Origin of the sequence: Streptomyces aurantiacus (assembly GCF_001418335.1) — a bacterium.
GTDB lineage: Bacteria > Actinomycetota > Actinomycetes > Streptomycetales > Streptomycetaceae > Streptomyces > Streptomyces aurantiacus.
Window position 1 is genome coordinate 13,744 of record NZ_LIPP01000165.1, and the last position, 15,138, is coordinate 28,881.

3 protein-coding genes are annotated in these 15,138 nt (G+C 71.3%); all 3 read right to left on the minus strand.

Going from position 1 to position 15,138, the window contains the following annotated elements; genetic code table 11:
• Positions 1-21 precede the first annotated feature (21 nt).
• Entirely contained in the window at positions 22-456 is a 435-nt protein-coding gene (locus AOK01_RS22305) for a nuclear transport factor 2 family protein (RefSeq protein WP_055514443.1), read from the minus strand.
• Positions 453-11,558, minus strand: coding sequence for a type I polyketide synthase (locus AOK01_RS46185; protein WP_063792844.1), 11,106 nt, complete (start codon positions 11,556-11,558; stop codon positions 453-455). Before AOK01_RS46185 ends, AOK01_RS22305 begins: the two co-directional genes overlap by 4 nt.
• 100 nt (positions 11,559-11,658) lie before the next feature.
• The coding region (locus tag AOK01_RS22315; RefSeq protein WP_055514445.1) for an SDR family NAD(P)-dependent oxidoreductase at positions 11,659-15,138 on the minus strand (3,480 nt) is incomplete at its 5' end.

The window sequence follows — 15,138 nt, forward strand, 5'->3', positions numbered from 1 at the left end:
TGGGCGGGTCCGGCTGCCGGTTCAGCCGAGGAGGGTGAGATCGGACGTGCCCCAGTACGACTTCAGACTCCGGATGAGGCCGGACGGGTCCATGCGGATCGCGAGCGTCGCCGCGCGCTGGATGCGCGCCGTCCGCGGGGCGTCGGGTGCCTTGAGCCAGCCCCGCTCGGCGTACAGCGGGCCCGAGGGCAGGTAGTCCATGACGGAGGTGACCTGGAGCAGTGCGTGCTCGGCGTCCTGCCCGGCGACGGGCTCGGTCGTCTCCTCGTGCACGCGCGAGGCCAGGAGCAGCTCGTAGTGGGCGCGCAGCGCGTCGTGCCCCGTGATCGGCGGCAGGCCGACCGGGTCCTCGACGACGGCGTCGGGCGCGTACAACGCGATGATCGCCTCCAGGTCCCCGGCGTTGACCCGTCTGCTGTGCTCCAGGGCACGCTTCTTGCGGGCGAGCTCGTTCATCGCTGTCCTTCCGCTGTTCGTCCGTTGCCGTTGTCCTTGCCGAGGTCGCCGTCGATGAACGCGAGGATCTCGTCGGCCGACGCCTCCTGGATGCGGGTGGCCACCGCGGTCTCGGTGGCCGTGCCCTCCGGCACGTCGAGGCGGGCCAGCGTGGCGCGAAGCCGCCCGGCCAGCTCCACCCGCGCCGTGCCGTCCTTCGAGGAGACCGAGAGCAGCGAGTCCTCAAGACGCTCGAACTCCGCCAGGACGCCGGCGAGCGGATCCTCCGCGCGCGGCGCCGGCTCCTGCCGCATTTCCTGCCGCAGACGGGCGGCGAGCGCCGCCGGGTCGGGGTGGTCGAAGACGAACGTGGCGGGCAGTTTCAGGCCGGTCGCGGCGGAGAGCCGGTTGCGCAGCTCCACCGCGGTCAGGGAGTCGAAGCCGAGTTCTCGCAGCCCCTGCGTCGCGTTGACGGGTGTGGCCGCGTCGTACCCGAGAACCGCCGCGATGTGCGTGCACACCAGGTCGAGCAGTGCCTGTTCCCGTTCCGGTTCGGACATCGCGTCGAGTGCCTTGAGCAGCGCGGACGCACCCGCCGAGACGCCGGCAGTGCCCTTGCTCCCGATGCGCACCAGGTCCTGGAGGAGTGCTGGGGCGGGGTGGCTCCGGGCCTGCCGGCGCATCCGGGCCAGATCCAGGCGGACCGGCGCGAGCAGCGGCAGACCGCTGGCCCACGCGGTGTCGAGGAGCGCGAGGCCCTCGTCGGCGCTGAGCCCGACCACACCGGCACGGGCGTGGCGTGCCCGGTCGGCGTCGGTGAGCCGCCCCGACATACCGCTCTCCAGATCCCAGTAACCCCACGCGAGAGACATCGCCTGCGCCCCACCGCGGTGCCGGTGCCGGGCCAGGGCGTCCAGGAACGCGTTGGCGGCCGTGTAGCTGCCCTGACCCGGACCGCCGAGCAGCCCGGTGACCGAGGAGTACAGGACGAACGCGGACAGGTCCGTGTCCCGCGTCAGTTCGTGCAGGTTCCATGCCGCGTCCGCCTTCACCCGCATCACCTCCTCGACCTGCTCGGCCGTGAGGTTCTGCACCACCGCGTCGCTCACGGTGCCCGCGCAGTGGAAGACGGCGGTCAGCGGATGCTCCGGTGGCACCGACCCGAGGACGGCGCCGGCCACGGTTCGGTCGCTCAGGTCGCAGGCGGCGAAGGTGACGCGTGCACCGAGCGCGGACAGCTCGGCCGCCAGTTCGAGGGCGCCCGGCGCGTCGGCTCCGCGCCTACTGGCCAGGAGCAGGTGCCCTGCTCCGTGCCGGCTCACCAGGTGGCGGGCCGTCAGGGCGCCCAGCGCGCCGGTACCGCCGGTGATCAGCACGGTGCCCTCGGGATCCAACGCCGCGGGCAACGTGAACACGGCCCTGCCCGCCAAGGATGCTTCGGCCGCTGCCGCGGGGGCCTGCCGGATGTCCCACACCGTGACGTCGAGCGGTGCCGGAGCACCGGCGTCAATCAACTCCGCCAGTTCGGCGAGGATCTCCCGTACGCGCCCGGGTGCGGGAGCCGGCACCACCAGCCCCGCCTCCGGGTCGCCCGCCCGCCGGATCGTCAGCGCCCCGTCGCTGTCGCGGCCGAGCACCATGGCGGGCCCGCCCTCGTGGGGATGTGAGGTGCCGACGACGGCGTCCGTCCCCCGGTGGTGGGCGAGCCACTGTGCGGCCCGGCCGACGGCGCCGGTCTCCTCGCCGATGAGGAGGGGCTCCCCGGCACGCGGCACGGCGACCTCTGCCAGGGCGTGGTACGCGGCCACATAGGCACCCAGGGACCCGGCGGCCTGCACCCAACTCCAGCCGGACGGCACCGGCATGAGCAGCCCGGCCTCGGTGACGGCCACCGGCCCCACCGCGTCGAAGAGCCCCATCACCCGGTCACCCACGGCCACGCCCTCGACCGCGGCACCGGCCTCCGTCACCACACCGGAACCCTCGACAGGGCCCTCGACCGGGCCATCGGCGAGCGCATCCACGTCCGGCGCGGCGGCCCGCAGCGCCACCCGCACCTCCTGCGGCGCCAGTTCCCGTCCGGCCTCGGGGGCGTCCACGAGAGCCAACCGCCCCCCTTCGGCTTGAGCGAGGCGCCATGTGAGCGACCCGACCGGCGGTGCGAGCCGCGTCGACGCGTCGTCGCGTACGAGCCTCGGCACATACGCCTGCCCGTCACGCAGCGCCAACTCCGGCCTGCCGGACGCCAGTACGTCCGTCAGCGCCGCGAGGGAAGTCTCCAAACCGTCGACGTCGAGGAGCATGAGCCGGCCAGGGTTCTCGGCCTGCGCGCTGCGCACCAGACCCCACAGCGCCGCGCCCGGCACATCACCGGCGTCCTCACCCGGCCGCGCGGCGACCGCACGCCGGGTGACGACGACGAGCCGGCCGGCCGCGAACACGGGGTCGTCGACCCACTCCTTGAGCAGCGACAGAAGGGACACCGCAGCCCGCCGCGCACACCCGGCCGCGTCGTCACCCCCGCCCTCCCCTGGCGTGGCGCACACGGCCAGTACGACATCGGGCGCCTCCTCCCCGGCCGCCACACCTGCACGCAGCGCGCCGAACGAGCCGTGGACGGGAGCGTCGGACAACGCACGGGCCAGCGCGGCACTCAGCGGATCACCCAACGGATCACCCAACGGATCACCCAACGTGTCACCCAGCGGATCACCCTGCGGTGCGACAAGAGCGCAACGTGCGGCACCGCTGCCCTCGTCCGGCCGCACGGCCGGTACGGCCGCCTTCGTCCATGCGAGCCGGAAGAGCGTGTCACGGTCCGCCGACCTGGCGCCCGCGATCTGACGGGAGTCCACCGGCCGCACCGTGAGCGACTCCAGCGTCAGCACCGGCGCACCACGGCCGTCCACGGCCGACAGGGTCAGCCGGTCCGACGCGGTACGCGCGACACGGACCCGCAGCCTCTCCGGGCCAGGCGCGTGCACCCGCAGCCCGCTCCAGGCGAACGGCAGCAGAACCTGGTCGGAGCCGACGTCGGAGTCGGCGGACGAGGAGGCGGCCGTGTCCAGGATCAGCGCGTGGAGTGTCGCGTCGAGCAGCACCGGGTGCACCTGATAGCGGTCGGCCTCGCCACTCGCCGTCTCGGGCAGCGCCACCTCGGCGAAGACGTCGTCCCCGAGCCGCCAGGCGCTCACCAGACCCTGCGACGCGGGCCCGAAGTCATAGCCGTACGAAGCGAGTTCGCCGTACGGATCACGCCCGGCGATCGGTGTGGCCCCGGGCGGCGGCCAGACCCCGCCGAACGAGGAGTCCACGGCGTCCGGCCCCGAGGGAGCGACCACACCCGAGGCGTGCCGGGTCCACGCCGCCTCCTCGCCCTCACCCGTGGGCCGCGAATGGACGGACATGGGACGCCGGCCGTCCTCGGCCACGGCACCCACCGCCACCTGCAGATCGACCGCGCCCGCGCCGTCGTCCCCGAAGACGAGCGGCGTGTGCAGCGTGAGCTCGGACAGTTCCTCGCAACCGGTGCGCACCGCGGCCTGCAACGCGAGTTCCACGAAGGCGGAACCAGGCAGCAGTACGTTGTCCATGACCCGGTGCTCGGCAAGCCACGCCTGGTCGCGCGGAGAGATCCGGCCGGTCAGCAAGTGACTGCCGCCGTCCGCGAGTTCGACGGCTGCCCCGAGCAGCGGATGTCCCGCCGACGCGAGCCCGAGTCCCGCCGGATCCCCGGCGAGTCCCCTGCGGCCCTTCAGCCAATAACGTTGGCGCTGGAAGGCGTAGGTGGGGAGGTCCACCACGCGTGGTGGCGGAACGGCGGGGAACCAGCGCTGCCAGTCGATGGGGGCGCCTGCGGTGAAGGCGTGGGCGGCGGCGTGGGTGAGCTGGGTGGTGTCGCCGTGGTCGCGGCGCAGGGTCGGGACCACGGTGGCGGGCATGTCCGCCTGCTCGATGGTCTCTTCCATGGCCAGGCTGAGGACGGGGTGGGGGCTGGCTTCGATGAACAGGCGGTAGCCGTCGGCCAGGAGTGCTTCGAGGGTGTCGGCGAAGCGGACCTGCTGTCGCAGGTTGGTCACCCAGTAGTCGGTGTCCAGGACGGTGGTGTCCGCCAGCCGTTCGGCGGTCACTGTCGAGTAGAACGCCACGTCGGTGGTGGTGGGCCGGATGGTGTGGAGCCGTTCGGTGAGTTCGTCGGTGAGTTGGTCGATCTGGGGGCCGTGGGAGGCGTAGCCGACGTCGATGACACGAGCCCGCAGCCCTTGCGCCTCGGCCTCGGCGACCACGGCCGCTACATGCTCGGGCGGGCCCGAGATCACCGTGGAAGCGGGCCCGTTGACGGCCGCGATGCTTACCCCAGGCCGGTCCCCGATGAGACCGGCCGCCTGTTCGGCCCCGGTGCCCAGAGAGGCCATGTCTCCGTGCCCCTGAAGCCGGCGCAGCGCGTCAGCGCGTACGGCTACGATGCGTGCCGCGTCCTCCAACGACAACGCGCCCGCGACACACGCGGCAGCCATCTCCCCCTGCGAGTGGCCGATCACAGCGGCGGGGGTGACGCCATGGTCGGCCCAGACAGCGGCCAGAGACACCATGACGGCCCACAGCACCGGCTGGACCACCTCGACCCGGGACAGCTCGGCCCCGTCCCCGCGCAGTACGCCGGTCAGCGACCAGTCCACATACGGGGCCAGGGCTTGTTCGCACTCGGTGATCCGGGCCGCGAACACCGGTGACTGGTCGAGGAGTTGGGCGCCCATGCCCACCCACTGCGAGCCCTGCCCCGGGAACACCAGCACCGGACCCGCGCCGGAGGCACCCTCTACGACGCCCTCGACGACACTTGCCGACGGCTCGCCCGCCGCCAGCGACCGCAGTCCGGCGATGAGCGCCTCGCGGTCCCGGCCCACGACCACGGCCCGGTTCTCGAACACCGACCGGCTCGTGACCAGCGACCAGCCGACATCGAGAGGCGACGTCAGCCCAGGGTCGGCCGCCGCACGCTCGGCGAGGAGCTGGGCCTGTGCCCGCAACGCCTCCTCGCCGCGTGCCGACACCACCCACGGCACCACCCCGGCCGGAGCCTCGGCCGGCGGAGCGCTCACGGGCTCCGGAACGTCCGGCGCCTGCTCCAGGATCAGATGCGCGTTCGTGCCCGAGATACCGAACGCCGACACCCCGGCGCGGCGCGGGCGTTCGCCGCGCGGCCAGGCCACCGGCTCGGACAGGAGCCGTATCCCGCTGCCGTCCCACTCCACGTGCGGTGTGGGCGCGTCGATGTGCAGCGAGGCGGGCAGTTGCTCGTTCCGCAGCGCCATCACCATCTTGATCACGCCCGCCACACCGGCCGACGCCTGCGCATGCCCGATGTTCGACTTGATCGAGCCGAGCCACAGCGGCCGGTCCTCGGGCCGGTCCTTCCCGTACGTGCCCAGGAGCGCGTTCGCCTCGATGGGGTCACCGAGGGTGGTGCCGGTGCCGTGCGCCTCCACCACGTCGACGTCCTCGGCCGAGAGGCGGGCATTGGCGAGAGCCTGCCTGATCACCCGCTGCTGGGCCCGCCCATTGGGTGCGGTGAGCCCGTTGCTCGTGCCGTCCTGGTTGATGGCCGAACCCCGGATCACCGCAAGGACCTGGTGGCCGTTGCGGCGTGCCTCGGAGAGACGCTCCAGGACGACCAGGCCGACCCCCTCCGCCCAGCCGGTGCCGTCGGCGGCGGCCGCGAACGGTTTGCACCGCCCGTCCATGGCGAGGCCACGCTGCAGGGAGAACTCCACGAACGCGCCCGGCGTCGCCATCACCGTCGCACCGCCCGCGAGGGCGAGGTCGCACTCGCCCTGCCGCAGCGCGTGTGCCGCCTGGTGGATCGCCACCAGGGACGAGGAACACCCGGTGTCCAAGGTCATCGCCGGGCCTTCGAGACCGAGCACGTACGACACCCGGCCGGAGGCCACACAACCGAGGTTGCCGGTGCCGATGTACCCCTCCACCTCGGTGGGCTGTTCACCGACGAGCGCCAGATAGTCGAAGATGGTCAGGCCCGTGAAGACCCCGGCGTTGCTGCCCTTGAGGGTCTCCCGGTCGAGCCCCGCGCGTTCGATCGCCTCCCAGGCGGTCTCCAGGAGCAGCCGCTGCTGCGGATCCATCGCGACGGCCTCGCGCGGGCTGATGCCGAAGAAGCCGGCGTCGAAGTCGCCCGCGTCGTACAGGAATCCGCCCTCGCGCACATAACTGGTGCCGCGGCTCCGCCGGTCCGGGTCGTACAGAGCCTCCAGGTCCCAGCCCCGGTCGTCGGGGAAGTCGCCCATGGCGTCCTTGCGGGCCATGACCAGGTCCCACAACTCCTCGGCGGAGTGGATGCCGCCCGGGTACCGGCAGGCCATGCCGACGATCGCGATCGGCTCGTCGTCGGCGACGGTGGTCGCGCGCGCCACGTCGGCGGTCGCCGGGGCGCCCGACAACTCGGCCTGTAGGACATCGGTGAGCGCGTCGGGCGTGGGGTGATCGAATATGACCGTGGTCGGCAACGTCAGACCGGTGGTCTTGTTGAGCCTGTTGCGCAGTTCCACCGCGGTCAGCGAGTCGAAGCCCAGCTCCTGGAACGGCTTCGTCGCGGGCACGGCGTCGACATCGGAGTGCCCCAATGTGGCAGCCGCCTGAGAACGCACGTGCTGCAACAGCAACTGCCTCTGCTGTGCCGGCTTCGCCTCGGTCAGCTCCGCTTGGAGCGACGCCGTCTCCACGCCGGGTTCCTGCGCCACAGGTGCGTTCACCCGCCGGTTCTCGGGCAGGTCGGTGAGGAGCGGGCTGGGCCGCTGGGCGGTGAAGGTCGGTGTGAACTGCGCCCAGTCGAAGTTCGCCACGGTCAGGGTGGGGTCGCCCGTGTCGATGGCCTGGTGCAGTGCCTTGACGCACAGATCCGGGTTGAGCGGATGCAAGCCGAAACGGGAGAAGAACGTCAAAGTGGCCTGATCGGCGGCCATTCCGGCTTCGGCCCAGGGGCCCCAGGCGATGGAGGTGGCGGTGAGGCCCTGGGAGTGGCGGTGTTCGGCGAGTGCGTCGAGGAAGTGGTTGGCGGCGCCGTAGGCGCCCTGCTGGCCGCTGCCCCACACACCGGCCCCGGAGGAGAACATCACGAAGGCGGAGAGGTCCAACTCCCGTGTCATCTCATGCAGATGGAGCGCCGCGAGAGCCTTGGGCCGCAGTACCTCGTCCAGGTCCGCGCCCGACAGGTCACCGAGACCGATGTAGTTGGGCACGCCTGCGGCGTGGATGACGGCGGTGAGGGGGTGTTCGGTGGGGATGTCGTCGAGGAGGTGGCGGAGTTGGCGGGGGTCGCTGACGTCGCAGGCGGTGATGGTGACGGTGGTGCCGAGTTGGTGGAGTTGGGTGGTGAGTTCTTGGGCACCGGGTGCGTGGGGGCCACGGCGGCTGGTGAGGTGGAGGTGGGGTGCGCCTTGGTGGGCGAGCCAGTGGGCGAGGACGGCGCCGATGCCGCCGGTGCCGCCGGTGATGAGGGTGGTGCCTTCCGGTCGCCAAGCCGGTTTGCCGGTCGGTGTGGTGGTGGGTGCGTGGGTGAGGCGTCGGGCGTGGATGCCGTTGGAGCGGATAGCGACCTGGTCCTCGTCCTGGGGTAGCAGCGTGGTGGCGAGGTGGGTGAGTGTCTGGTGGTCGATGCGGGCGGGTAGATCGAGGAGTCCGGCCCATAGGCGTGGGTATTCGAGGGCGGCGACGCGTCCGAGTCCCCAGACTTGTGCCTGGATGGGGTGGGTGAGGGGATCGGTGGGGTTCGTGGAGACGGCACCTTGGGTGAGGGTGCGTACGGTGATGTCGGTGCCGTTGTCGTCGAGGGCCTGGAGGAGAGTGGTGGTCGCGGCGAGGCCGGCGGGCACGGCCGGGAAGTCGGGATGCGGCTCCTCGTCCAACGCCAGCAGATTGACGATCCCGGCGTAGCTGTCCTCGCCCAGCATGAACAGCAACTCCTGGGCCAGCCCCGCGCGTTCCACGGCGCGCGCGTCGACCACGTGACGCCGTACCTCGCTGCCATGGGCGGTCAGTGCCTGCGCGGTCGCCAGGACGGCGATGTGGTCGGCGTGCGCGGCGGGCACGAGCAGCAGCCAGGTCCCGTTGAGCTCCGGCGCCGTCGCGTCGGGCAGGTGCTTCCACTTGACCTGGTAGCGCCAGGAGTCGACCGTGGTCCGCTCCCGGTGCCGGTGCCGCCAGGCGGAGAGGACGGGCAGCGCGGGCTCCAGCGCTCCGACCGTCTCCGTCTGCCCTTCGATGTCCAGACTGCCGGCGAGAGCATCGATGTCCAGGTCCTCGATCGCCTGCCACACCTGCGCCTCGACCGGATCATGACCACCGCCCGTGGTCGCCACCGCGGAGGGCGGCTTGAGCCAGTAGTGCTGGTGTTGGAAGGCGTAGGTGGGGAGGTCGATGGTGCGGGGCGGCGGAACGGTGGGGAACCAGCGTCGCCAGTCGATGGGGGCGCCTGCGGTGAATGCGTGGGCGGCGGCGTGGGTGAGCTGGGTGGTGTCGCCGTGGTCGCGGCGCAGGGTGGGGACGACGGTGGCGGGCATGTCGGCCTGTTCGATGGTTTCTTCCATGGCGAGAGCGAGCACCGGGTGGGGGCTGGCTTCGATGAACAGGCGGTAGCCGTCGGCGAGGAGTGCTTCGAGGGTGTCGGCGAAGCGGACCTGCTGTCGGAGGTTGGTCACCCAGTAGCCGGAGTCCAGGACGGTGGTGTCGTCGAGGCGTTCGGCGGTGACGGTGGAGTAGAACGCCACGTCGGTGGTGGTGGGCCGGATGGTGTGGAGCCGTTCGGTGAGCTCATCGCAAAGCTGGTCGATCTGCGGGTTGTGGGAGGCATAACCGACGTCGATGACACGAGCCCGCAGGCCTTGTGCCTCGGCCTCGGCGACCACGGCCGCTACGTGCTCGGGCGGGCCCGAGATGACGGTGGATGCGGGTCCGTTGACGGCGGCGATGGACACGCCCGGCCGGTCCCCGATGAGACCGGTCGCCTCTTCGGCCCCGGTGTTCAGCGAGGCCATGTCACCGTGGCCCTGGAGCCGGCGCAGCGCGTCAGCACGTACGGCTACGATCCGTGCCGCGTCCTCCAGGGACAACGCGCCCGCGACACACGCGGCAGCCATCTCCCCCTGCGAGTGGCCGATCACAGCGGCGGGGGTGATGCCGTGGTCGGCCCAGACGGCAGCCAGAGACACCATCACCGCCCACAGCACCGGCTGGACCACCTCCACCCGGGACAGCTCGGACCCGTCCCCGCGCAGTACGCCGGTCAGTGACCAGTCGACATACGGGGCCAGGGCCTGTTCGCACTCGGCGATCCGGGCCGCGAACACCGGCGACTCGTCGAGGAGTTGAGCGCCCATGCCCACCCACTGCGAGCCCTGCCCCGGAAACACCAGCACCGGACCCGGACCGATGTCACCGGCAACCCCCGACACCACATCCGCAGACACCTCACCCGCAGCCAGCGCGTCAAGGCCAGCAGTCAGAGCCTCACGGTCCCGGCCCACCACCACAGCCCGGTGCTCGAACACCGAGCGGCTCGTGGCGAGCGACCAGCCCACCTCCATGGGTGAGGCGTCGGTAAATTCCGTCGTGAATCCGCCCAGACGGCGAGCCTGTTCACGCAGCGCGTCGCCGGTCCGGCCGGACACCACCCACGGCACCACCCCGCCCGAAGGCTCCGCCACCACCTCAGCCGGCGCGACCCGGTCCTCGACCGGCGCCTCCTCCAGGATCACGTGCGCATTGGTCCCCGAGATACCGAACGCCGAGACACCCGCCCGTCGCGTACGCCCCGCCGACCATTCGACCGGCTCGGAGAGCAGTCGTACGCCGCCCTGCTCCCACTGGACGTGTGGTGAAGGCGCGTCGATGTGCAGCGAGGCGGGCAGTTGCTCGTTCCGCAGGGCCATCACCATCTTGATGACGCCCGCCACACCTGCCGCAGCCTGCGTGTGACCGATGTTCGACTTCACCGAGCCGAGCCACAGCGGCCGGTCATCGGGTCGTCCCTGTCCATACGTGGCGAGCAGTGCCTGCGCCTCGATGGGGTCGCCGAGGGTGGTGCCGGTGCCGTGCGCCTCCACCACGTCGACGTCCTCGGCGGAGAGGCGGGCGTTGGCGAGGGCGGCACGGATCACACGTTCCTGGGAGGGACCGTTGGGCGCGGTGAGCCCGTTGCTCGTGCCGTCCTGGTTGACGGCCGAACCTCCGATCATCGCAAGGACCTTGTGGCCGCGGCGCCGCGCCTCGGAGAGGAGTTCGAGCGCTACCACCCCGGAACCCTCGCCCCAGCCGGTGCCGTCGGCGGCGGCCGCGAACGGCTTGCACCGCCCGTCGGGCGCGAGCCCGCGCTGCCGCGAGAACTCGGTGAACGAACCGGGTGTGGCCATGACGGTCGAGCCACCGGCGAGCGCGAGCGAGCACTCGCCCTGGCGCAGTGCCTGGCTCGCCAGGTGGATCGCCACCAGGGACGACGAGCATGCGGTGTCGACCGTCACCGCCGGGCCTTCGAGCCCCAGCGTGTAGGAGATCCGGCCCGACACCACACTGCCGAGGTTGCCGGTGCCGATGTACCCCTCCACCTCGCTGGCGGTCTGGTTGATCAGCGTCAGGTAGTCGTGGGCGCTCACTCCGGTGAAGACACCGGTGTCGCTGCCCTTCAGCGCCCGTGGATCGAGGCCCGCGTGTTCGATCGCCTCCCAGGCGGTCTCCAGCAGCAGCCGCTGCTGCGGATCCATCGCGGTGGCCTCGCGCGGGCTGATGCCGAAGAACTCGGCGTCGAAGCCGCCCGCGTCGTACAGGAAGGCGCCGTCCCGGACATAGCTGGTGCCCGGATGCTCGGGGTCCGGGTGGTACAGCGCTTCCAGGTCCCAGCCCCGGTCGGTGGGGAACGCCGAGACGGCGTCGCCGCCGTCGCGCACCAGTCGCCACAGGTCCTCGGCGGACCGGATGCCGCCGGGGTAACGGCAGGCCATGCCCACGATGGCAACCGGCTCGGCCGATTCCTTGTCGTGGAGCCGCTGGCGGACCTCGCGCAGCTGCGCGGTGACCCACTTGAGGTGATCGAGAAGTTTCTCCTCGTTCGACATCTGACCCAGGCTCCTTGGCGCTACGTAGTGATCGAGGTCATGGGGTGAAGGGGGACAGGACGGATGAGGGAGGGGGAAGGGGATGCGGGCGGGGTGCCGGTCAGGCCTTTCCGAACTCGTTGGAGATGAGGTCGAAGATGTCGTCCGCGCTCGCCGTCTCAAGGTCGTCGTGGGCGGACTCGGCGGCTCCCTTGGGGCCGCCCCGTGCCGGGCTCCACTTCGAAACCAGCACCTGTAGTCGGCCCACGATGCGCCGGCGGGCCGCCTCGTCCATCTCGGCCGTGCCGTACCTGGCGTCCCACTTGTCGAGCGCCGCCAGTACATGGCCTTCGCCGCCGGCCCCGTCCTCGACGCCGAGCTGCTCGCGCAGGTGCATGGCGAGGGCCTCGGACGTGGGGTGGTCGAAGACCACGGTGGCGGGCAACGTGAGCCCGGTCGCGGAGTTGAGCCCGTTGCGCAGCTGGACCGCGGTCAGCGAGTCGAAGCCCAGCTCCTGGAAGGGCTTCGCCGCGGGAACGTCTTCCACGGGGCGACCGAGTGTCGCTGCCGCGTACGTCCGGACGTGCCGGACGAGGAAGCCGTGCCGCTGAGACGCGGGTGTCTTCTCCAGTTCCGCGCGGAACGCGCTGGTCTCGGCGGCGGAGCCGGTCTGCTCGGCCTCCCGCCGGTTCTCCGGGAGGTCGGTGAGGAGTGGGCTGGGTCGCTGGGCGGTGAAGGTCGGCGTGAACCGTGCCCAGTCGAAGTTCGCCACGGTCAGGGTGGGGTCGCCCGTGTCGATGGCTTGGTGCAGTGCCTTGACGCACAGATCCGGGCCGATCGGGTGCAGACCGAAACGCTTGAAGTAGGTCAGCGACTCCGGGTCCGCGGACATCCCTGCTTCGGCCCAGGGGCCCCAGGCGATGGAGGTGGCGGCGAGGCCCTGGGAGTGGCGGTGTTCGGCGAGTGCGTCGAGGAAGTGGTTGGCGGCGCCGTAGGCGCCCTGCTGGCCACTGCCCCACACACCGGCGCCGGAGGAGAACATCACGAAGGCGGAGAGATCCAACTCCCGTGTCATCTCATGCAGATTCCAGGCCGCATGGGCCTTGGACCCGAGCACTTCGGCCAGGCGCGCGGACGTCAGATCACCGATCGACGTCAGATCGGTGACGCCTGCGGCGTGGATGACGGCGGTGAGGGGGTGTTTGGTGGGGATGTCGTCGAGGAGGTGGCGGAGCTGGCCGGGGTCGCTGACGTCGCAGGCGGTGATGGTGACGGTGGTGCCGAGTTGGTGGAGTTGGGTGGTGAGTTCTTGGGCGCCGGGTGCGTCGGGGCCGCGGCGGCTGGTGAGGTGGAGGTGGGGTGCGCCTTGGTGGGCGAGCCAGTGGGCGAGGACGGCGCCGATGCCGCCGGTGCCGCCGGTGATGAGGGTGGTGCCTTGCGGTCGCCAAGTCGGCTTGGTGTTGGGTGTAGCGGTGGTGGGTGCGTGGGTGAGGCGTCGGGCGTGGATGCCGTTGGAGCGGATGGCGACCTGGTCCTCGTCCTGGGGGAGCAGGGTGGTGGCGAGGTGGGTGAGTGTGTGGTGGTCGATGCGGGTGGGCAGGTCGATGAGCCCGGCCCACAGGCGTGGGTACTCCAGGGCGGCGACGCGTCCCAGTCCCCAGACTTGCGCCTGCACCGGGTGGGTGAGGGGATCGGTGGGGTTCGTGGAGATGGCACCTTGGGTGAGGGTGCGTACGGTGATGTCGGTGCCGTTGTCGTCGAGGGCCTGGAGGAGAGTGGTGGTCGCGGCGAGGCCGGCGGGCACGGCCGGGAAGTCGGGATGAGGCTCCTCGTCCAACGCCAGCAGATTGACGATCCCGGCAAGATCCGTCGTGTCCACCGAGGCCAGATCCGTACGCCGGGCTCGGCCCGTGTCGACCGGATGCAGCCGGACGCCGGCCGCGCCGTGCTTCGTCAGCGCCTCGGCCACAGCTCGTACGGCGGAGTGCTCCTCCTGGCCGAGAGGAACGAACAGCAGCCAGTCCCCGCCCAGTTCCGGAGCGGATCCGTCAGGCAGGTGTTTCCATGTGACCCGGTAGCGCCACGAGTCGATGGTCGCCTGCTCCCGGTGCCGTCGCCGCCAGCCCTGAAGCACCGGCAGCGCGGGTTCCAGTGCCTGGACCGCCTTCTCGCTGCCCTCCTCCGAGCGCAGCGTCTCGGCCAGCAGCCCGAGGTCGAGTTCCTCGATCGCCTGCCACAGCTGCGTCTCGGCCGCATCGTGCCCGACGCTCGCGGCCACGGTGCTCGTGGCACTCTTGAGCCAGTAGTGCTGGTGTTGGAAGGCGTAGGTGGGGAGGTCGACGGTTCGAGGGGTGGGCTCGGTGGGGAACCAGCGCCGCCAGTCGATCCGGGCGCCTGCGGTGAATGCGTGGGCGGCGGCGTGGGTGAGCTGGGTGGTGTCGCCGTGGTCACGGCGCACGGTCGGGACCACGGTGGCGGATACGTCGGCCTGTTCGATGGTTTCTTCCATGGCCAGGCTGAGGACGGGGTGGGGGCTGGCTTCGATGAACAGCCGGTAGCCGTCGGCCAGGAGTGCTTCGACGGTGTCGGCGAAACGCACCCGCTGTCGCAGGTTGGTCACCCAGTAGCCGGAGTCCAGGACAGTGGTGTCCGCCAGCCGTTCGGCGGTCACCGTCGAATAGAACGCCACATCGGTGGTCGTGGGCCGGATAGTGCTGAGCCGCTCGGTGAGCTCATCGCGGAGCTGGTCGATCTGCGGGCCGTGGGAGGCATAACCGACATCGATCACACGAGCCCGCAGGCCTTGCGCCTCGGCCTCGGCGACGATAGCCGCTACGTGCTCGGGCGGACCCGAGATGACGGTGGATGCGGGTCCGTTGACGGCGGCGATGGACACGCCCGGCCGGTCGCCGATGAGGGCGGCCGTCTGTTCTGCGCCGGTGCTCAGGGAGGCCATGTCACCGTGCCCCTGGAGCCGGCGCAGCGCGTCAGCACGTACGGCTACGATCCGTGCCGCGTCCTCCAGGGACAGTGCGCCCGCGACACACGCGGCGGCCATCTCCCCCTGGGAGTGGCCGATCACGGCAGCGGGGGTGATGCCGTGGTCGGCCCAGACGGCAGCCAGAGACACCATCACCGCCCACAGCACCGGCTGGACCACCTCCACCCGGGACAGCTCGGACCCGTCCCCGCGCAGTACGCCGGTCAGCGACCAGTCGACATACGGGGCCAGGGCCTGCTCACACTCGGCGATCCGGGCCGCGAACACCGGCGACTCGTCGAGCAGTTGGGCACCCATGCCCACCCACTGCGACCCCTGCCCCGGAAACACCAGCACCGGACCCGGACCGATGTCACCGGCAACCCCCGACACCACATCAGGTGACACCTCACCCGCAGCCAGCACCCCAAGACCAGCAGTCAGAGCCTCACGGTCCCGGCCCACCACCACAGCCCGGTGCTCGAACACCGACCGACCCCTGACCAGCGACCAGCCCACCTCGGTCATGGAGGCATCCGTCTCCCCGGACACGAACTCGCCCAGACGACGGGCCTGCGCCCGCAACGCCTCCCCGCCCCGCCCGCACACCACCCACGGCAC